Here is a 20,685-nt window from a genome sequence, read left to right on the forward strand (position 1 = left end):
AGGCTTAGCTGACGTGGCCGTGCAACAGCCGTCATAGCGTGCCGCTGGGAGTCCAGCCCGCGAACCCTCGCCGTCCGCGCCCGGCTGGATGAGACACCCAACAATCAGAACTCGCAGAGGGGAAACACGCATGTCCACTCAAGCATCCGACGTCGCAGCGCGCATCGCCGCGGCGTCGCCCGAGCGCATCGGCAAGACGCGGCCTCATCGCGGCGTACCGCTGCTGTCCGCGCTGGCCGGTCTGCTGGTGACCGGCCTTTTGGCCGCCGGCAGCGCGCTCGCGGCAGCGGTCGTCGCCACGGAGCCGGGCCAGTTGTCGGCTACGTTGGCGCCGGGCGAAAGCTCGACCCAGGCGCTGACGATCCGCAACGAAGGTACCGATGCGCTGAGCTGGAGCGTGCTCGACCAGAATGCGACGGTGTCCGATTTCCATCGCGATGCCGTCTTGAACTTCGACGCAGACCAGTACTTCCCCGTCTCCGGCGTGATCGATCCGGCCGGCCGCTATGCCTACTTCGGCACCAGCTCGCCGCCGGGTCAGGTGGTCAAGGTCGATCTGCTCAACTGGCAGCAAGTGGCGGCGATCACCTTGCTCGACGGCGAAGGCGAAGACGCCGAACGCTTCCTGTTCTCGGCCCTGATGGATCCGGCCGGCCGCTACGCCTATTTCGGCACCGGCAACTATCCGGGCAAGGTCGTGAAGATCGATCTGCAGCGCTTCGAGCGCATCGGAGCGGCGACGCTCGAATTCGGCGAAGAGGTTCTGCGCTCGGCGGCGATCGATCCGAGCGGGCGCTACGGCTACTTCGGTTCGGATTCGTTTCCGGTGCACATCGTCAAGGTCGACCTCGACACGATGCAGCGCGTCGGCTCGATCGATCTCGAAGAAGGCATCGACAGCCTTGCCGGCGGAGCCGTGATCGACCCGGCCGGCCGCTTCGCTTACTTCGCCGCCGGGTTCGGCATGATCGTAAAAATCGACCTCGCCGACTTCACTCTGAGCGAACGCCTCGATACCGGCATCGACACGTTCTTCGCCGGAGCCGTGATCGATCCGGCCGGACATTTTCTCTACATCGGCACGTATTCCGATCCGGGCCAGATCCTGAAGATCGACTTGACGACCTTCACCCAGCAAGACGTGCTGACGCTGGAGCCGGGCGAAGTGCGGCCGCAGAGCGCGGCGATCTCCGCCGACGGTGCGTTCGCCTACTTCGGCACGCGCCAGACCGCGCCCGGCCGCTTGGTCAAGATCGACCTCGCGAGCTTCACGCGCGCCGGCACGATCAGCTTGAACGAGGGCGAAGACGACGTACGCGCGACCCTGATCGATCCGAACGGCGGCAACTTGTACCTCGCCGCGGCGACGTTTCCGGGCAAGCTGATCAAGGTCGTCGACGTCGAGCGCAATTGCGAACTGCCGCCGTGGGCCAGCGTCACGCCGGGCAGCGGTTCGATCGATGCCGGATCGAGCCAGGCGCTCGCAGTCGCTTTCAACGCGAGCGCCGTCGCAGTCGGCCGCTACCCGGCCACCGTGTGCGTGCAGAGCAACGATCCGGCCACGCCGCGTGCCATCGTGCCGCTGACGCTGGAAGTGCGACTGGCCGAAGCCTTGCCCGCGCATCTGGCCTTCGATGTCGTGCGCGGCGGCAACGGCAACGACACGCTGACGATCACCAATCGCTTCAGTGCGGATCTGTCGTGGAATGTCACCCAAGCCGACCCGACCACCGGCTGCGACACGCCCGCGTCGGCCTCCTGGCTCAGCGCGACGCCCCCGGCCGGCAGCATCGCGCCCGGCGGCAATGCGACGATCGGTGTCGCGGTCGATACCGCCGCGTTGAACGCAGGCAATTACAGCCAGCTGCTCTGCATCAACACCAGCAGCGGTAAGGACGCGCAGACCTTGAGCGTCGCCGTCGACCTGCGCGTGAGCGAGCCGGCGCCGGCTTTCACAGTCGATCCGGGCAGCCTCTCGATCACTTTGCCGTCGGGCCAGAGCGGCAGCTGGGACCTCGCCTTGCGCAACGACGGCGCCGGCGCGTTGGACTGGAATCTGTTGAACGCCAGCATGCCGCCGTATCTCAAGGATTCCTTCGTGCTCGCCGACAACTCCCTGCCGACCGCCGCGGTGATCGATCCGCTCGGCCGTTACGCCTACTTCGGCACCAACTCGATCCCCGGCACGGTCGTCAAAGTCGATCTCGCCACCTTCGCACCGGTCGCCACGCTCACCCTGCCGGCCGGCGAGGACGCGCTTCATTCCGCCGTGATCGACGCGGCCGGCCGCTACGCCTACTTCGGCACCTTCACCGACCCGGGCAAGGTGATCAAGATCGACCTCGCGAACTTCCAGCGCGTCGACGCGATCACGCTGCAGAACGGCGAGAGCCGGCCCAGCACGGCCGTGATCGACCCCGCCGGCGCATACGCCTACTTCGGCACGCGCACCGAACCGGGACGCATCATCAAGATCGACCTCGACACCTTCACGCGCACGGCGGCGATTGCCTTCCCGGCAGAGCAGGACGAAGGCTTCTTGCTCGCCGCGACGATCGATCGCGCCGGCGCCTACGCCTACTTCGGCTCCGGTCCGGCGATCGGCAAGGTGATCAAGGTCGATCTGAACACCTTTCAGCGCGTCGGCTCGATCGTCGCCACCGACGACCAGGGCATCACGACGGCCCTGCTCGATCCGCATGGCGACTTCGCCTATTTCGGCAGCGCACCGTCGTTCATCGGCGCCGCGCATTTCATCAAGGTCGATCTGGCGCAGTTCCAAGTGGCCGATTCGATCGATATGGAACTGGGCAACTACGAAGGCGGCATCACCGCTGCGGTGATCGATCCGGCCGGCCGCTACGCCCTGCTCGGCAACAGCTGGGGCTCGGCCACGCGCATGGCCGAAGTCGATCTGCAAGGTTTCTTCCGCACCGGCTCGGTCCTGCTCGGCGTCACCGAGGGCGGGTTGTGGTCGGCGGTGATCGATCCGGCCGGCCGCTACGCCTACTTCGGCGGCGTTCGTTATCCGGGCACCAACCAACCGGGCCGCATCCTCAAGATCGAAGCTCGACTCGATTGCGTGGTGCCGTCTTGGCTCTCGGTCGCCGACCGCAGCGGCAGCGTCGCTGCCGGCAGCTCGCGCACGATCGAGGTCGACGCTCACGCCAGCGGACTGGCCGACGGCGTGCACAGCGCGAACCTGTGCTTCGGCAGCAACGATCCGGCGCAACCGCTGCTCAGTGCCGCGGTCGAACTGACCGTCACCGGCGGCGACCGCATCTTCCACGACGGTTTCGATCCCGCCACTCCCTAATTGCGGGCGCGATGCGGCGGCCTCCTCGCGACGGCCGCCGCTCTTTTTTCTTGGGTTGCGATGAAATCCGTCCGCTTCGGAATCTTCCTGCTGGCCGCCGCTGCGATGCCGTGTCGAGCTTCGGCGGCGGCCACCTTCTCGGCCTTGGGTTTGCCCGGCAGCCAGCTCGCGGCCTTGTCGGCCGACGGCTGCGTCGCCGCCGGCGGCGTGCTCGGCTCACAGCCGAGCGGTTTCCGCTGGTCCGCCGCGCGCGGCGCCGAATCGCTCGACGGCGCGATCACCGTGCACGCCTTGTCCGCGAGCGGCGACTACGCGGCCGGCTCGACGCTCGATGCGATGCAGCGCGAAGTCGCCAGCTACTGGGATGCCGCCGGCCGTTTGCACCGCCTCGCCGCGATGCCGGGGCTGGCGACGATCGGCGCCGTCAGCCAAGCGCATGCGATCACCGATACGCCGCGCGTGGTCGGCAGCGCGCGCCGCAACGATCGCGTGCGCATCGCGTTCGACTGGACCGAGTCGAGCGGCATGCGCGCGCTCGCATCCGCCAACGCGGAAGAAACGCGCGCGATCGCGATCAACGCCGACGGTCATCGCATCGGCGGCTGGGAGCGCAGCGGAGAACGTGTGCGCCCACTGCAATGGCGCGACGGCCGCTTGCTGGCGAACGCACGCGACGCCGAGCCCGGCGAAATCTTCGGCGCCAGCCGCGATGCCGCCACCCTGCTCGGCTGGCTTTCCGCAAGCGGCGCCTACCTGCTCCAGCCCGACGTCGGCATCCGCCGTCTGCGCGGCGAGACGCGCGTACGCTTGCGTGCCGGCAGCGACGACGGCCGCGTGCTGGCCGGCGAACGCGGTAGCGGCGACGAACGCGACGCGTGGCTGTGGCTCGACGCGGACGGTTTCGTTTCCCTGCGCGACTGGCTCGCGCAGCGCGGCGTGACGTTACCGCCGGACTGGCGCCCGCTTGCACTGACCGCGGTCAGTGCCGACGGCAAGCGCGTCGGCGGTTGGGGTAAGCGCGACGGCGACCGCCTCGATTCCTTTCTGGTCGATCTCGAAGAAGTCGTCTGCAGTCCGCGCGCGACGCGCTAAGGCGACAGGCGCGGATCGCGTTCGCCGGCCAGAGCGCGCAACTTCGGCTCGGCGGCAGCCGCCAATGCAAGCTGATCGGAGGCGCGGTAGTACGCACTCAGCGCACGCGCCGCGTTGTAGTCCTTCTCCGCATACGGCTTCAGGCGGCCGGCGACCGGTACCGCCGCCTCGAACTCGCGCCGCTCGATCAGATGGCCCAGCCAGACCGAAGCGAATGCGATGATCGTGCTCGGTTCGCCGACTTTTTCGGCCGCCGCCAACGAAGAGGCGAACAACGGGCGCGCCTCGTCGTAGCGGCCGCGCGCCTGCAACAGCTGGGCGCGACTGAAGTCGAGCAGGGCCGTCTGGTCGGCATCCAACGGCTCGCCCGACAGCTGCATGCGTCGCTCGATCAGCTGCGCGGCCAGCTCGAGCCTTCGCACGCGCAAGGCGGCATCGACGCCGATGAAGCAGCTCCACGACACCGCGATCCCGGTAGCGAACCCCTCGCTGCTGGCGGCGCGCTGTAGCGACTCCAGCGCAAGATCGGCCACCTGCGCGTAGTCGCCGCGCTGACGCAGCCAGTCCAGCCGCAGCATCACGAATTCCGAATCGACCGCCGCAGCGCCGGCGCCGTCGTAGCGATCGATCACGCGACCGGCTTCGCCGAGCTGTCCGACGTTGAGCAAGGCGCGCGTGTACGCGGCGGCGATGCGCGTCTTCATGCGTTCGTTGTCGACCGGCTGCGCCAGTTCGAACGCCTGCCGGCCGGTTTCGAGCGCGCCGGGGAAATCGAGCAGGCCGAATTGCACGTAGATCTTGTTGTGCAGCGCCGTCAGCAGCATGTCGCGCGCGCCGAATGCGGTCAGCACGCGTATCGAGCGCTCCTGCGCTTCCAGCGCCGGCGCCAGACGGCCGCGATACAAGTCGGCCGCAGCCACGTTGATGTCGAGCTTGGCGATGCCGATGCGATCGTCGGCGCGATCGAGCGCGACGCGCGCGCGGCCGAAGTCGGCCATCGCTTCTTCGAAGCGGCCGCGGTTGGCGTAGGTGGCGCCGCGACCGGCATAGGCGTTGCCGAGCAGCTGCTCGCTGCCGCTCTCGCGCAAGCGTGGGATCGCTTCGCTGAAGGCGGTTTCGGCGGCGACGAAATCGGGGCGTTGCAGCTCGGCGCTGCCAAGGCCTAGCCAGGCTTGCGGCAGCAATTCGCGCGCCTGCGGCGAGGCGTCGTCGATCAAGGCGCGAAAGGTCTGCCGTGCCTCGTCCAGGCGTCCGCGGCGCAGCGCGGTCTGGCCTGCGCGCAGACGGAATTGCGGATCCTCGGCTGCCAGTACCGCATTCGCGCCGAGCAATTGCTGCGCCTGCGCGAGATCGCCGCTGAGCAGGGCGGCGTCGATGCGCTGCAAGACCTCCTCGTGCGAGGACGGCGGCGCCAGCCGGCCGGTCGGATGCAGATCGCGCAGCATCGGTTCGAGCGCGGCGCGCACCGCGTCCAGCGGAATCGGGGCGGTGCCCGAGTAGCTGCGCAGCGTTTGACCGTGAAACAGATCGAGCGCGACGCGCCAGCCGGTTTCGGTCTTGCGCGCATGCGCCTGCACCACGTGCGTGGCGCCGGTCAGCGCCAGCAGGCGCGACAGTTCGGCGCTCTCCAGCTGGCCGGCCGGCTTCGCGTCCGCGGTGAGGCTGAGGATCTGGTCGTTGGGCAGGACGCGACGCTCGCCGCCTTCCTTCAGCGCGACACCGATATAGTCCATCACGCCGAGCCGCATCCAGGCGACGTCGGCCGGCGCCGCCTCGACCAGCACCGGCATGACCAGATAGGTGCCGTCGCTTTCCGATTGCGAGGTGGGATGCAGCGCCGACGACGCGGCAGGCGGCGCAGCCGCGGGGCGCAGCACGACCAGGTAAACCGCGCCGATCACCGCGGCCACAGCGAGGATGCCGAACACGCCCAACAGCCAGCGGCGCGGACGCGGCGATGCGGCAGACGCGGTGGACGGCGCCGCTTCCGCGCCAATCGATGACGACGGCGCGGCCAGCACGGCCCCATCGGGCAACGATTCGGTGAAGGTCGACTCGGCCGGCGCAGACGGATCGGACCCGTCCAGTTCCGATCCGCTCAACTCGGATTCGACGGTCGCCACTGCGCCCATCGCTGCCCGCTCCGGCGTGCCGTGCTCGTCGCCGGCGTCCAACTCGACACGCTCGGTCGGAACGACCCAGCGATAACCGAAGCGCGGCATCGTGCGGATGGTGTCTCCGTCGCCGTCGCGCAGCACTTGCCGGACGCGCGACAGCGTCTGCGCCAGCGTGTGATCGTTGATGTCGGCGCGCCCCCACACCGCCGCGATCAGCTCGTCGCGCCCGACCGCGCGGTCGCGATGCTCGACCAAGTAGACCAGGCAGTCGAACGACTTCAGCGGCAACGCGATGCGCTGACCGTCACGCCACAGTTCGCGCTGCCGCGGATCGAGCTGGTAGCTGCGGAAGCGATAGACGGTCTTGAGCATCGAACGGAGCGGCGCCGCCGGCGGGCGAAGTCGCGCATCATGGCATAGCGCGCCGGCGATCGATCCGTGCGGCGCTTCGAGCGGCGACTCCGGTGTGGCGGATCAAGACTCGATGCGCAATCTCACGCCGGCGACCACGCGCTCGAGCTTGAGCAGCTTCGCGATGCGCGGCGCCTTGATCGCCAGTTCGGTGTCGGAGATCCAACGCAGTTCCAGAGCTTCGTCGTTGTCGAGAATCAAGGCATTGCCACCGTCAGGCGGCAGCTCCTCGCCTGCAGCCAGAATCGACAGTTCCGTGCTGCTGCGGGTGGTGGCACCGCAATCGCGCCTGAACGCGACCGCGTGCAACGCGCCGGACGGCGATGCGATGCTGGCGGTGACCTCGTTGCCGCTGAGATCCAAGCAGCCGGCCAGACCTGCGAAAACCGTAGCGAGCAGCGCGATGGCTGCGACGCGTCGCAGCGCCCACCACGACGCGAAAGTCTTGTTCGGCTCGATCATGTTTGGCTCGACTGCATGGGTGTCCGCAGTATGCCGCCGCCCGCGACTGAATCGCGCGCATCGCGAACGCTTCGACCGCGGTGAAGCCGGAGCGCGCTCGTGCGATGCTTCGCCGTTCGCCGCAACGCCCGGAGTAGCACCGCCGATGAATCCGCCCCGCATCGCCCTGGTCAGCGTCGCCGCCGCGCGCGCGCTCGACGAAGATCTTCCACCGCTGCTCGATGCGCTGCGCGACGCCGGCGCCGAGGCCGAGGTCGCCGACTGGGACGACACCGCGCTGGACTGGTCGCGCTTCGATCTCGCCGTGCTGCGCTCGGCCTGGGACTACACCGATCGCCTGCCCGAGTTCCTCGCCTGGGCCGCGCGGGCCGGCACGCAGATGCGCCTTTTGAATCCGCCCGAAGTGCTGCGCTGGAATACCGACAAGCACTATCTGAGCGATCTCGAACGTGCCGGCGTCGCGATCGTGCCGAGCCGCTTCGTCGAACCCGGCGCCGCGCCGGCTGCCGCGCTCGACGCCTTCCTCGCCGCGCACGCCGACAGCGCCGAGCTGGTGGTCAAGCCGGCGGTCGGCGCCGGCTCGCGCGATGCGCAGCGGCACGCGCGCAGCGCGCGCGAGGCGGCGATCGCGCACATCGCGCGCCTGCTCGATGCGGGCCGCAGCGTGCTGCTGCAACCCTATCTCGAACGCGTCGACGAGCACGGCGAGACCGCCTTGATCCATTTCGACGGCGTGTTCAGCCACGCGATCCGCAAAGGTCCGCTGCTGTTGCGCGGCGAAGGCTCGACCAAAGCGCTGTTCGCCGCCGAGCGGATCACGCCGCGCGCAGCCGAGGCGGCCGAACGCACGTTGGCCGAACGCGCGCTCGATGCGATTCCGTTCGCGCGTCCCCTTGCCTACGCGCGCGTCGACCTGATCCACGACGCCGACGGCACGCCGCGCCTGCTCGAACTCGAACTGGCCGAGCCGTCACTGTTCTTCGCGCACGCGCCGGGCGCCGCGGCACGCTTCGCGCAGACGATCCTCGCGCGCGTGCGCTGAAGCGCGTGCACGCCTCTGACGTGCGTGCTGGTCAAGAAATGAGCATGCGACTTGACAGCCGCATGACAGCGCCGTTTCCGTCACTTGCTCCAGAGCTTGTCCACAGGGCCATCCACGGACCGTGTGGACAAGCGGCTCGCCGGCCGGCGATCGCCGATGAGGATTTCCGACGCGTTCTTGCGTAACAGCGAGTAAGCGAACAGCGAATTCGAATGTCGCGCCGACACGCGGCACGGCACAGCTTCGCTCGATCAGGGGAAATCCGCATGCCTTCGACCCGCTTCCGCCGAGTCACGCCAGCGTCATCCGAGTCGCGTCCCGCCTTGCCTCCTCGCGCGCTCGCCGCAGCCCTGCTGATCGCACTGGTGCCGATCGTCGCCAACGCGGCCACGATCTCGGTCACCACGCCCGACGATGCCAGCGGCGCCAGCATCCTCACCACCTGCACGCTGCGTCAGGCGATTCTGTCGATGAATGCGGGAACGCTCAAAGGCGGTTGCGCCAATGCCACGCCCGAGGCCGCTTTCGGCAGCGACGATACGATCACCTTCGCCGCCTCCAGCATGAGCGGCGCCGTGACAGCGGGCACGGTCACGCTGCAAGACCCCGACGACGGCGCCGCCACCGGCGGCACGCTGGAGATCAGCGCGAACCGGCTGACCATCGACGGCAGCGAATGGCGCGACGGCGCGTACGGCGGCGTGACGATCGCGCGGCCGGACGGCGCGGCAGATTCCTTCGGCATCCTTCGCGACACCGCCGCGGCCGGCGCTTCGCTCACGCTGAAGGGCTTGATCATCCGCAACGGCAAAGCGTTCGGCGGTTCCTGTGACGGCGGTGCACACGGCGGCGGCCTCTGCGTGCCGAGCGCCGACCTGAGCCTGATCGCCAGCACGGTCAGCGGCAACTCGGCGGACTACGCAGGCGGCGCGATCCATGCGGGCTCCGGTACGCTGACCCTGATCGACAGCCTCGTCCGCGGCAACTCGGCTTATCGCGGCGGCGGCATCCATACCGGCTCCGGCGCGCTGACCGTGAGCGGCAGCCGCATCGAAGACAACTACGCCTGGCGCGGCGGCGGCATCCTTTCCGACTCCGCCACGCTGAACCTGATCCGCAGCACGATCAGCGGCAACTCCGCGCGCCGAGGCGGCGGCATCTTCTCCGAGTCCGGTGCGCAGACGCTGAGCGACTGCGCGATCAGCAGCAACTGGGCTTACTACGACGGCGGCGGCATCTATTCGTCCACCGGCACGTTGACCCTGAGCGGCAGCACCGTCGACGGCAACGCGGCGCGCTATACCGGCGGCGGCCTCTTCTCCGACTCCGGCACTTTGAACCTGAGCGACAGCACGATCAGCGGCAACTCGACCTTTCGCACCGGCGGCGGCATCCTTTCGCGCGGTACGCTCGCGCTGATGCACACCACCGTGTCGCTGAACAAAGCGGGCCAGTCAGGCGGCGCGATCGAAGGCAGCGGCCACGGCAGCATCGAACGCTCGATCGTGGCCGGCAACATGCAGGCCTCCGGCGACGACATCGCTCTGACCGGGGCGTGGAGCGGCCGCTACAACCTGTTGTCGGCGACGAGTCTCGAACTCGGTCCGCTGCAGGACAACGGCGGCCCCACGCGCACGATGCTGCCCGGCGCCGGCAGCGCGGCGATCGACGCGATCCCGGTGCCGGACTGCGGCGCGGCCGTCGACCAGCGCGGCGTGATCCGGCCGCAGGGCACGGGCTGCGACATCGGCGCGGTCGAAGTCGTGTCGGACCTGCTCTTCGTCGACGGTTTCGATCGAGCGCACTGAGCGGCCGTGAACACACGGCTGGTCAAGAAATAAGCACCCCGGCTTGACAGGCGCATCACACGGTCGTTTCCGCTACTCGATCCCAAACTTGTCCACAGCGCTGTCCACGCCGTTTGTGGAAAACCCATCGCCCTGTTGCGATGCCGCACCGACGCGCCGTTTCCGCTAAAATCGAAGTTCTTTGCGCCGGCCGCACGGCCGCGCGGCTTCCAGCGAGGTTCGATATCCGATGAAGATCCTGGTCGGTTACAAGCGCGTCGTCGATTTCAACGTGCGCATCCAGGTCAAGCCGGACGGCTCCGGCGTGGTCACCGACGGCGTCAAGCTGTCGGCCAATCCGTTCGACGACATCGCGCTCGAAGAAGCGCTGCGCTTGCGCGAGAAAGGCATCGCCAGCGAAGTCGTGGTCGTCACGATCGGCCCGGCCGATGCGCAGGCGCACATCCGCAACGGTCTGGCGATGGGCGCCAATCGCGCGATCCACGTCGTCACCGGCGAGGCGATCCAGCCGCTGACCGCCGCGCGCGCGCTGCTCAAGCTGATCGAGAAAGAACAGCCGCAGATCGTGCTGCTCGGCAAGCAGGCGATCGACGACGACTGCAACCAGACCGGCCAGATGCTGGCGGCGCTGTGGGATCGCCCGCAGGCGACGTTCGCCTCGAAGGTCGAGGTGAACGGCAATGTCGCGCGCGTCACGCGCGAAGTCGACGCGGGCCTGGAGACGATCGAAGTCGACCTGCCGGCCGTGATCACGACCGACCTGCGCTTGAACGAGCCGCGCTTCATCAAGCTGCCCGACATCATGAAGGCGAAGGCGAAGCCGATCGAGACGATCGAGTTCGCCAGTCTCGGCGTCGAATCGGGCGATCACCTCAAGACCACCCACTACGCGCCGCCGGCCAAGCGCAGCAAGGGCGTGATGGTCAAGGACGTGGCCGAACTGGTGTCGGCGCTGAAAGCCAAGGGCTTGGTGTAAGCGCGTTGTTCCTTCTCCCGCCGGCGGGAGAAGGTGCGCGCAGGGCGGATGAGGGAGTTCCCGAAATGCCGCCACGAGTTTCCTCTCACCCGCGCCTCCGGCGCGACCTCTCTCGCAAGCGGGAGAGGTGACTGATCTATCGAATCGGACGGAAAGAACGATGAGCAAGATCCTGATCGTCGCCGAACACCTCGACGGCAAACTGAACTCCAGCACCGCGCGCTGCGTCACCTGCGCGAAGGACCTCAAGGCCGAGTCGATCGACGTGCTCGTGCTCGCCGCCGATGCGGCCGGCGTCGCCGCCGAAGCGGCCAAGCTCGACGGCGTGAGCAAGGTTTTGACGGTCGCGCGCGGCGAGAACGCGCACGCGCTCGCCGCGGTGTTCGCGCCGCAAGTCGCGGCCGCCGCGAAGAACGGCTACACGCACGTGCTGGCGCCGTCGACCACCTTCGGCAAGGACCTCGCGCCGCGCGTCGCCGCCCTGCTCGGCGTGGCGCAGGTGTCGGACCTCTCCGCGGTCGAAGGCGCGCATACGTTCAAGCGCCCGATCTACGCCGGCAACGCGATCGTCACGGTCGAAGCGCCGGCCGACCAGCTGCTGGTCGCGACCGTGCGCACCGCTTCGTACGCGGCGGTCGGCAGCAGCGGCAGCGCGGCGGTCGAAGCGCTCGCGCTCGACGTCGCCCTGCCCAGCCATACGCGCTTCGTCGAACTCGCCCAGGGCAAGAGCGATCGCCCGGACCTGCAGAGCGCGAGTCGCGTCGTCTCCGGCGGCCGCGCGCTCGGCTCGAGCGATGCGTTCAAGATCATCTACGCCCTGGCCGACAAGCTCGGCGCCGGCGTCGGCGCTTCGCGCGCGGCGGTCGACGCCGGCTACGTGCCGAGCGACCTGCAGGTCGGCCAAACCGGCAAGATCATCGCGCCGGAGCTGTACGTCGCGATCGGCATCTCCGGCGCGATCCAGCACCTGACCGGCATTAAGGACGCCGGCACCATCGTCGCGATCAACAAGGACGCCGAGGCGCCGATCTTCGAGATCGCCGACTACGGCCTGGTCGGCGATCTGTTCACCCTGGTGCCGGAACTCACCAACGCGGTGTGACCGCGCCACGCTTTCCCCTCTCCCGCTGTGCGGGGAGGGAAAGCGTCGTCCGTCTCAGCCTGCCGACAGCAACTCCGCCGCGCGCTCGGCGATCATCATCGTCGGCGCATTGGTGTTGCCGCTGACCAAGTTCGGCATCACCGAGGCGTCGATCACGCGCAGGCCGTCGATGCCGCGCACGCGCAACTCGCTGTCGAGCACAGCCGCATCGTCCCGCCCCATGCGGCAGGTGCCGACCGGGTGGTAGATCGTTTCCGCCTTGCGCCGCACGAAGTCGGCCAGGTCGGCCTCGCTGCGTGCGGCGGCGCCGGGGAAGATCTCTTCGCCGCGATACGCCGCAAAGGGTTCCTGCGCGAGGATTTCACGCGCGATGCGCGCCGCCTCGACCATGACCTTGAGATCGAAGCCTTCGGCATCGCCGAGATAATTGGCGTGGATCGCCGCCGGCGCCGCCGGATCGGCCGACTTCAGCCGGATCGAGCCGCGGCTCTTGGGGCGCAGGAAGCAGGCATGCACGGTGTAGCCGGAACCGGGCAGCTTGTTGCGGCCGTGATCGTCGAGCAGGGCCGGCACGAAATGAAATTGCACGTCGCAGCGCGCATCGGGCGCGTAGCGCGTGCGCACGAAGCCGCCGGCTTCGGCGATGTTGGAGGTGCCGATACCGCGGCGCCGGAACAGGAATTCGAGCGCGACCGCGGCGTCGTTGACGGTGTCGTAGGTGACCTTGCGCGTCGAACGCACCAAGGTGCAGATGTCGAGATGGTCTTGCAGATTGGCGCCGACCTCGCGCGCATCGAGCGCGACCGCGATGCCGTGCTCGCGCAAATGCTCGGCCGGACCAATGCCCGACAACATCAACAGCTGCGGCGAATTGATCGCGCCGCCGGCGAGCAGCACCTGCCCGGCCTCGATGCGTTCGAGACGCCCACGCTGGCGATACTCGACCCCGACCGCGCGCGCGCCGTCGAGCAGCACGCGCGTTGCTTGCGCGTGCGTCAGCACGCTCAGGTTCGCGCGCGCGCGCGCCGGCTTCAGGTACGCCGCCACGGCCGAGCAGCGCATGCCGTCGCGCTGGGTGACCTGGTAATAGCCGACGCCTTCCTGCGTGGCACCGTTGAAGTCGTCGTTGCGCGCGATGCCGCACGCGGCGGCGGCGTCGATGAAGGCCTGCGACAACACGTTGTGGTAGCGCAGGTCCGATACCGCCAGCGGACCGCCGGTGCCGTGCCAGGCGTCGGCGCCGCGCGCGTTGTCTTCGCCGCGCTTGAACACCTCGAGCACGTTCGACCAACCCCAGCGCGGATCGCCGGTGGCCGCCGCCCATTCGTCGTAGTCGGCGGCGGCGCCGCGCGCGTAGCACATCGCATTGATCGAACTGGAGCCGCCGAGCACGCGTCCGCGCGGCCACCACAAGCGGCGCTGCTGCAGCGCCGATTCCGGCTCGGTCGAATAATCCCAGTTGATGCGCTTGAGCGCGAACAGCTTGCCGAGACCGGCCGGCATGTGGATGAAGGGATGCCAGTCGCGGCCGCCGGCTTCGAGCAGCAGCACGCGATGCGCGGGGTTCGCGCTGAGGCGATTAGCCAGCACGCAGCCGGCCGAACCGGCACCGACGATGACGAAGTCGTAGCTCGAAGCCATCGCACCCTTCCCGCCTGACCAGCACGCACGTTAAAACGATCGTTCGAGAATCTCAACCGCATCGCCCACCCGCAGGCGACCGCGGCCACGCGGAATCAGGTTCTGCCCGAAGGTGACCCCGCTCGGCGAGCGCCGATAGCCGACCAGCGCGCGCAGCGGTTCGCCGGACGGATCGAACTCGCCGCGTTCGTAGTCGACCGTGGTGAACACGCAGCGCGTGCACGGCTTCACCACGTCGAACTCGATCGCGCCGATGCGGATGCGCTTCCAGCCGTCTTCGGCGTGCGGCTCGGTGCCGGCGACGACCAGGTTCGGACGGAAGCGCAGCATCGGCACCGGCCGCGCCAGCTTCGCGTTCAACGCATCGAGCGCGGCTTGCGAGATCAGCAGCAGCGGATAGCCGTCGGCGAAGCTGACTTCGTCGCCGGGACGGCCGTAGTCGGGGCTGACCGCGCGTACGCAGTCGGCGTCCATATGCACCAGGCGCGCGGGGAGGCCGAGGAACGCGCCGATCCACGCATCGGCTTGCGCCGACGCCGTACTCGCTTGCACCGTGTTCTTCCACACCGTCACCTCGATGCGCGAGGGGGAAGCGGACGGCTGCAGATGCAGCGGCGGCATGCCCGGCGCGCTCAAGCGCAGCGCGGCGCCGTCGATCTCGGCGCGCACCAGGGTCAGGCGCGAATGCTGGCGTGCGGTGAGAAAACGGCCGTGCTCGTCGGTGACCATCCAGCGGCGGTCGCCGGCGAGTCCGCGCGGCTCGACCACGGCTTCCTGCGGCGCCAGCGCCGCGCCGGACTTGAGCGGGAACAGATGGATGGTCGAGAGGACGGCGCTCATCGATCCAGTATGCAGCAGCGGCTCAGCGCCCGCTCGCGCGGACGCGCGATGCCCTGCTAGGCTTGCGCCGCCTTCGAGGGACACCCGTGTCGAGCCGCCCCGCCATCCAGCGCCACGAAGTCTTCGCCGTCGTCGTCGCGTTCGTGTATTTCTTCCTCGTGCTGGCGGCCTACTACGTGATCCGGCCGGTGCGCGATCAGCTCTTGGCCGCGGTCGGCTCAACCGCGCTGCCGATTTTCTACGCTGCGGTGTTCATCGCGACGCTGGCGCTGACGCCGCTGTTCGGTGCCTTGGTCGCGCGCTTTCCGCGCCGCCGCTTCGTGCCGGTGGTGTATCTGTTCTTCATCGCCGGCATGATCGCGTTCATTCCGTTGTTCAACGCGCAGGATGCGATCGACGCGCGCCTGCTCGGCTCGGCGTTCTTCGTCTACGGCAGCGTGTTCAATCTGTTCGTGGTGTCGGTGTTCTGGAGCTTCATGGCCGACCTGTTCGACGCCGAACAGGCGCGGCGCCTGTTCCCGATCATCGCGCTCGGCGGCGCGGTCGGTGCGATCGCAGGTCCCGCCCTGACCAAGGCGCTGGTGTTCGTCATCGGCGTGCCCGGCCTCTTGATCGTCTCGGCCAGCCTGCTGAGCCTGTCGATCGGGTGCATCTTCGCGTTGTCGCGCTGGGCGCAGCGGCATCCGGTTTCCGGCGACGAGCGGCGCGAACAGCGCATCATCGGCGGCAGCTTCCTGGCCGGCGCGATCGAGACGTTCAAGTCGCCGCTGATGCGGCGCGTCGCGCTCTTGATGCTGCTCGGCGATGCGGTCGGCACCGTCATCTACGCGCTGCTCGCCGACTACAGCGGCGCGACCTATCCCACGCGCGAAGCGCGCACGAACTTCGCCGCGAGCATCGATCTGTACGCCAACATCCTGCAGGTCGTGCTGCAGCTCACCGTGACGCGCAGCTTGATGGTGCGTTTCGGACCGGCACCGCCGCTGGCGATCGACGGCGCGATCAAGGCGCTGATGCTGGCGGGCCTGGCGGTGTTCAGCGGCGCCTGGATCGCGGTCGCCACGGTGATCACGCGCGCCAGCGCCTACGGCGTGTTCAAGCCGGCCTTCGACAGCCTGTACACGCACGTCGACGCCGAGACGCGCTACAAGACCAAGAACTTCATCGACACCTCGGTCTGGCGCTTCGGCGACTTGGTCATCACCAGCGGCTTCAACGGTCTGCGCACGCTCGGCATGACCTTGCCCGGCTTCGCCGCGCTGGCGATGCTCGCCGCCGGCTGCTCGGCTTGGATCGGTTGGGGCACGGCGAAGTCTCTGGTGGACCCGAAGACTCCGCCGCCGCCGCGCGACGCCGATCGCGCGGCTTAGTGCCTCAGTGCCAGTTGTAGTCGAGCGACACGCCGACGATGCGCGGTTCGTTGTAGACCGCCGCCATGTAGTTCTCGATCACGCCCTTGAGATTCTTTTCGTTGGTGATGTTGCGCGCGAACAGCGCCACTTCGTACTCGCCTGAGTTGGCGGTGTAGCCCAGCTTCAAGCCGCCTTCGAAATTGCCGCTGGCGTTGAATTCCTTGGAGTCGTACAGGACGAAGCTGGTGTAACCCTGCTTGTTCCAGTCGGTGGCGACGAAGAAAGTGCCGTTGCCGACCGGGATGTCGTAGCGCGCGGCCAGATTGATGCTGTACTTGGGCGCGTTCGGCAGCGGATTGCCGTCGATCTGCGCGAAGGTGTTCGCGCCGATCTTGATGGTCGGGTCCTTCACCGTGCACACCACCACGCCGTTGAGCGCGCACACCTGCGCATACACGCGCTTGTCCTGGATTTCGCTGTGCAACAGGCTCAAGCCGGCGGTCAGCGAAAGGTTCGTGATCGGACGCCAGTCGAGGTCGGCTTCCAAACCGCGCGCACGTGCCTTGTCGGCGTTGAACAAGACGCCGTTGCCGTTGGAGTCGTTGCCGTTGAGCTGGATGTCGTCGACCGTGTAGGTGAAGGCGGCCACGTTCAAGCGCAGACGATTGTCGAACAGGCTGGTCTTGATGCCCGCTTCCCACGACAGGATCGTTTCCGAATCGGCGGTGGTGAAATCGGCGTTGAACACCGCCGAGCGGCCCTGGATGGTCGGTCCGCGGAAGCCGCGCGCCACGCGGGCGTACACGTTGACGTCCGGATTGATCGCGTAGATGGCGCTCAGATCCCAGCTCGGCGTGGTGTCGGACATCTTCACGTCGCGGCGGCCGGTATAGGTCGATACGCCGGCGGCGCTGTCGGCGGTCTTGAGCAGGCGCGTGTGCTTGCTGTCGCGCGTCTCGCGCACGCCGGCGGTCACGGTCAGCGCATCGGTGACTTGATAGCTCAACTGCCCGAAGCCGGCCCAGGAGGTGTTGCCGTTGCGCAGGCGCACCCAGTTGTTGGGATTGCGCGCCGGCGGATTGAGGAACCACGCGCGCTGGTAGAAATCGGTGGTGTCGCGACCGTCGAAGTAGAACGCGCCGATCTGCCACTTCAACGCCTGCTCGCCTTCGCTGGCGAGGCGGAATTCCTGCGTGAACTGATCGAGATCGCGCACCTGGCCCATCGACTGGCCGTAGCCGTTGGGCGCGCCGTTGACCGGGAAATTCGCGGCGGCGCCGCCGTCGGTATCGCCGCGGCTGTAGCCGGAGGTGGTCTCGTAGGCGCTGATCGAGGTCAGCGACATGCCGGCGAAGTCGTAGATCGCCTTGATCGAGCCGCCGTAGGTCTTGTACGCCTGCGGGTTGTCTTGCGCTTCGTCGTAAGCGACCTTGTCGCGCGGCACATCGACTTCGTTGGAGCCTTTCACGATGGCGTTGCGCAGGAACAGCGTCGAGGTGCCGTCGTAGTCGCGCGCATGCGCCGAGGCGAGCACCGAGAAATTCTCCGATGGCGTCAGCAAGAATTGCAGGCGCAGGTTGCGATCGTCGAAACCGCCCATTGCGTCCTTCTTCGGCGTGACCGTGCCGTCGGCGCTCGGGCCTGCGTAGATGTTGTCGACCCAGTTGTCGCGGTGCTGATACAGCGCCGACACGCGGAAGGACAGGATGTCGGTGACCGGACCGCCGAAGCCGCCGTCGAACGAAATGCTGTTGTAGCTGCCGTAGTTGAATTGCGCGCGGCCCGAATACTCCTGGCTCGGCTTGATGCTGTCGAACTTGATGATGCCGGCGGTGGTGTTGCGCCCGAACAGCGAACCCTGCGGGCCGCGCAGCACTTCGACTTGATCGAGGTCGTACACCGGATTCGACTTCAGCACGACGTGCTCGAGCACGACGTCGTCCTGAATGATCGAGACCGGCTGCGAAGCGCCGAGATAGAAATCGATGTTGCCGAGGCCGCGGATGTAGAAGCGCGGGAAAATGCGCCCGGTCGTGGTTTCGGCGTACAGACCCGGAACACGGCCGGATAGCGCCAGCAACGTGTCGTCGCCGCCGGCGGTGAATTCGCGCATGGTCTCGCCTTGCACCACGCCGACCGAAACGGGCACCTTCTGCAAGTTCTCCTCACGCCGCTCGGCGGTCACCGTGATGGTGTCCAACGACGCCGTCGACGGCTCAGCCGAGGGCCCGCCCCCAGTCTGTCCGTCGGCGCTGGTTACGGCGGGCTGCGCACTCTCCTCAGCCGACGCCGTTGCCGCCAGCGAAACCAACAGCAGGCTGGCGCAAGCGCGGGCGAGCGCATTTCTGCGCAGGACGGCGAACGGCTGGCGGGAACGGACGACACCGTGAGACGACGGCTGGCGTACAGCGGAGGAAGCATGCATCGGGACGGGATCCTTACGTAATCGATGGGCGCGGCGGCGGCGGGCTGACCAGCCCGTCCGTGGCGTTTCGCGGCGCGCCACGGTACGTCGAGTGTGTTGCGCGCCGGTTGCATCCCCCCGGTCCGCAGCCGCGCAACGGCTGCGGCGCTCGACGACGACCGCGCATCGTTTCACGGCGATTCGCGTCCGTCGCGGTACGGCATCACGCCCTGGAGCGGCGGCGGCGCGCGGCCGCGGCGGCCGTCTTTCCCGACCGGCCGCTGGCGCGGACGGCCACGACGGATCGGGCCGGGCTGGGCGGAGTTCGGTGATTCGATGTCAGCGCTGCGCCTCAGAGGCACGCAATCGCGAAACGGAAGGCCGCTGCGCCGGCCGGCACGGCTAGTCTTTCGAGGCGATGCCGCCCGTGCTGTCTTCGTAGCCGACCACTTCCAGGCCGAAGCCGTCGAGTCCGTGGAAACGTCGCGGCGTGCCGAGCACGCGCAGACGGCGCACGCCGAGGTCGACCAGGATCTGCGCGCCGCGGCCGTGCTGACGGCCGTCGTAGGCGGCCTCGTTGCGCTCCTGCCGCTCGCGCGTGAGCCGATCGAGCGCTCGCGCCGCCTCGTCCGCATCCGACAGCACCACGACCACGCCGCGCCCTTCTTCGGCGACGCGGCGCAGCGCGGCGCTGACGGTCAGGCCGCATGGCGTGTCGGTCAGATGCAGCACGTCGCTCAAGGTGTCGCGCACGTGCACGCGCGTCAGCACCGGCGCGCCGTCGTCGATGCTGCCGCGTACGAGGGCGAAGTGCGGCGGCGCGGCGAGCGTGTCGCGATAACCGATCAGGCGGAACGGGCCGAACTCGGTGTCCACCTCGCGCTCGAACGCACGCGCGACGGTCTTTTCGGTCTCCAGCCGGTAGCGGATCAGGTCGGCGATGGTGCCGACCTTGAGTCCGTGCTGGCGCGCGAACTCGATCAGCTGCGCGCCGCGCTTCATGGTGCCGTCGTCGTTGACGATCTCGACCAGGATGCCCGAGAGCATCGGCAAACCGGCCAGTCGCACCAGGTCGATCGTCGCTTCCGTGTGCCCGGCGCGGGTCAGCACGCCGCCCTCGCTGTAGCGCAGCGGGAAGATGTGGCCGGGCCGGGCGAAGTCGGCAGCTTGCGAGGTCGGATCGGCCAGCGCGCGGATCGTGCGCGCGCGATCCGCCGCGGAGATGCCGGTAGTCGTGCCGTGGCGATAGTCGACCGAAATCGTGAATGCGGTGCGATGGCTTTCGCTGTTGTCGCTGACCATCTGCGGCAATTGCAGCTCTTCCAGCCGCGCGCGCAGCATCGGCTGGCAGATGATGCCGCTGGAATGGCGCACGATGAAGGCGATCGCTTCTTCCGTCACCGCTTGCGCGGCCATGATCAGATCGCCTTCGTTTTCGCGGTCCTCGTCGTCGGCGATGACGACCATGCGGCCGGCGCGGATTTCCGCTGCCAGCTCTTGCACCGTTGCGTAACTCATGCGGACACCTCGCGTTCGCCGTGCAGTCTTTCCACGTATCGCGCGACCACGTCGACCTCGAGGTTGATCGCATCGCCGACCTTGCGTGCGCCGAAGGTCGTCGCCGCCAGCGTATGCGGGATCAGGGTGACGCCGAAGCGATCGCCGGCGACTTCGTTGACGGTGAGGCTGGTGCCGTCGACGCAGACCGATCCCTTCACCGCGATGTAGCGCATCAAGGCGGCCGGTGCACGGAACGTCCAGCGTTGCGAGCCGCCGTCGTCGCGTACTTCCGCGACCGCGCCGACACCGTCGACGTGGCCGGAGACCAGATGCCCGCCGAGCCGGTCGGCCAGGCGCAGCGATTTCTCCAGATTGACCGCATCGCCGAGCGCGAGCGCGCCGAGCGTGGTCAGGCGCAGCGTTTCCGCCGACACGTCGGCGGAGAAACGAGTGCCGTCGAGTTCGACTGCGGTGAGGCAGACACCGGCGACGGCGATGCTGTCGCCGAGCGCGACGTCGGCGAGGTCGAGCGCGCCGGCTTCGATCACGATGCGCGCGTCGCCGCCGCGCTGCGCGCGTTGCGCGATGCGGCCGACGGCTTGGACGATTCCTGTGAACATGA

The 20,685-nt window shown here is 68.2% G+C and carries 14 protein-coding genes; 7 read left to right on the plus strand and 7 right to left on the minus strand.

Annotation, left to right across the window (positions count from 1 at the left end):
• Nucleotides 1–130: 130 nt before the first annotated feature.
• Both AC3QL3_RS17515 and AC3QL3_RS17520 read left to right on the plus strand, forming a co-directional pair.
• On the plus strand, nt 131–3,316 hold the full coding sequence (locus tag AC3QL3_RS17515) for a BACON domain-containing protein (protein ID WP_492895369.1): 3,186 nt from the start codon (nt 131–133) through the stop codon (nt 3,314–3,316).
• Nucleotides 3,317–3,376: 60 nt separating this feature from the next.
• Nucleotides 3,377–4,408: a hypothetical protein gene (locus AC3QL3_RS17520; RefSeq protein WP_492895370.1), complete on the plus strand. Its 1,032-nt coding sequence runs from the start codon at nt 3,377–3,379 to the stop codon at nt 4,406–4,408.
• On the opposite strand, the gene AC3QL3_RS17525 is transcribed toward AC3QL3_RS17520, so the two are convergent.
• Nucleotides 4,405–6,897 (minus strand): winged helix-turn-helix domain-containing protein, encoded by a 2,493-nt coding sequence (locus AC3QL3_RS17525; protein WP_492895371.1) that lies wholly within the window; start codon nt 6,895–6,897, stop codon nt 4,405–4,407. The two genes, AC3QL3_RS17520 and AC3QL3_RS17525, sit on opposite strands and share 4 nt — an antisense overlap.
• 102 nt (nt 6,898–6,999) lie before the next feature.
• The gene (locus tag AC3QL3_RS17530; RefSeq protein WP_492895372.1) at nt 7,000–7,398 is read right to left on the minus strand and encodes a hypothetical protein; all 399 of its coding nucleotides are present in this window, start codon (nt 7,396–7,398) and stop codon (nt 7,000–7,002) included.
• Between the two features lie 145 nt (nt 7,399–7,543).
• On the opposite strand from AC3QL3_RS17530, the gene AC3QL3_RS17535 reads away from it, so the two are divergent.
• The 4 genes from AC3QL3_RS17535 to AC3QL3_RS17550 all read left to right on the plus strand — a co-directional run bounded on the left by AC3QL3_RS17535 (nt 7,544) and on the right by AC3QL3_RS17550 (nt 12,326).
• Nucleotides 7,544–8,440 (plus strand): ATP-grasp domain-containing protein, encoded by an 897-nt coding sequence (locus AC3QL3_RS17535; RefSeq protein ID WP_492895373.1) that lies wholly within the window; start codon nt 7,544–7,546, stop codon nt 8,438–8,440.
• A gap of 266 nt (nt 8,441–8,706) precedes the next feature.
• Entirely contained in the window at nt 8,707–10,248 is a 1,542-nt protein-coding gene (locus tag AC3QL3_RS17540) for a choice-of-anchor Q domain-containing protein (RefSeq protein WP_492895374.1), read from the plus strand.
• A gap of 229 nt (nt 10,249–10,477) precedes the next feature.
• Nucleotides 10,478–11,224, plus strand: coding sequence for an electron transfer flavoprotein subunit beta/FixA family protein (locus tag AC3QL3_RS17545; protein ID WP_492895375.1), 747 nt, complete (start codon nt 10,478–10,480; stop codon nt 11,222–11,224).
• Nucleotides 11,225–11,384: 160 nt separating this feature from the next.
• On the plus strand, nt 11,385–12,326 hold the full coding sequence (locus AC3QL3_RS17550) for an electron transfer flavoprotein subunit alpha/FixB family protein (RefSeq protein WP_492895376.1): 942 nt from the start codon (nt 11,385–11,387) through the stop codon (nt 12,324–12,326).
• Nucleotides 12,327–12,380: 54 nt separating this feature from the next.
• Here AC3QL3_RS17550 and AC3QL3_RS17555 read toward each other — a convergent pair whose 3' ends face one another.
• Both AC3QL3_RS17555 and AC3QL3_RS17560 read right to left on the minus strand, forming a co-directional pair.
• Nucleotides 12,381–13,967: a GMC family oxidoreductase gene (locus AC3QL3_RS17555; protein ID WP_492895377.1), complete on the minus strand. Its 1,587-nt coding sequence runs from the start codon at nt 13,965–13,967 to the stop codon at nt 12,381–12,383.
• Nucleotides 13,968–13,997: 30 nt separating this feature from the next.
• Entirely contained in the window at nt 13,998–14,807 is an 810-nt protein-coding gene (locus AC3QL3_RS17560) for an MOSC domain-containing protein (protein ID WP_492895378.1), read from the minus strand.
• 86 nt (nt 14,808–14,893) lie between these two features.
• Between AC3QL3_RS17560 and AC3QL3_RS17565 the strand changes: the two genes are divergently transcribed.
• On the plus strand, nt 14,894–16,177 hold the full coding sequence (locus tag AC3QL3_RS17565) for an NTP/NDP exchange transporter (protein WP_492895379.1): 1,284 nt from the start codon (nt 14,894–14,896) through the stop codon (nt 16,175–16,177).
• A gap of 4 nt (nt 16,178–16,181) precedes the next feature.
• Here AC3QL3_RS17565 and AC3QL3_RS17570 read toward each other — a convergent pair whose 3' ends face one another.
• The 3 genes from AC3QL3_RS17570 to AC3QL3_RS17580 form a co-directional block, all read right to left on the minus strand.
• Nucleotides 16,182–18,512: a TonB-dependent receptor gene (locus tag AC3QL3_RS17570; RefSeq protein WP_492898973.1), complete on the minus strand. Its 2,331-nt coding sequence runs from the start codon at nt 18,510–18,512 to the stop codon at nt 16,182–16,184.
• Between the two features lie 453 nt (nt 18,513–18,965).
• Nucleotides 18,966–20,081, minus strand: a complete 1,116-nt coding sequence (gene ribB / locus AC3QL3_RS17575; RefSeq protein ID WP_492895380.1) for a 3,4-dihydroxy-2-butanone-4-phosphate synthase — start codon at nt 20,079–20,081, stop codon at nt 18,966–18,968.
• Nucleotides 20,078–20,683, minus strand: a complete 606-nt coding sequence (locus tag AC3QL3_RS17580) for a riboflavin synthase (protein ID WP_492895381.1) — start codon at nt 20,681–20,683, stop codon at nt 20,078–20,080. The genes ribB and AC3QL3_RS17580 overlap by 4 nt, the downstream gene beginning before the upstream one ends.
• Nucleotides 20,684–20,685: the final 2 nt, after the last annotated feature.

The sequence above is a fragment of the Dokdonella sp. GW821-FHT11D02 genome, assembly GCF_058808595.1.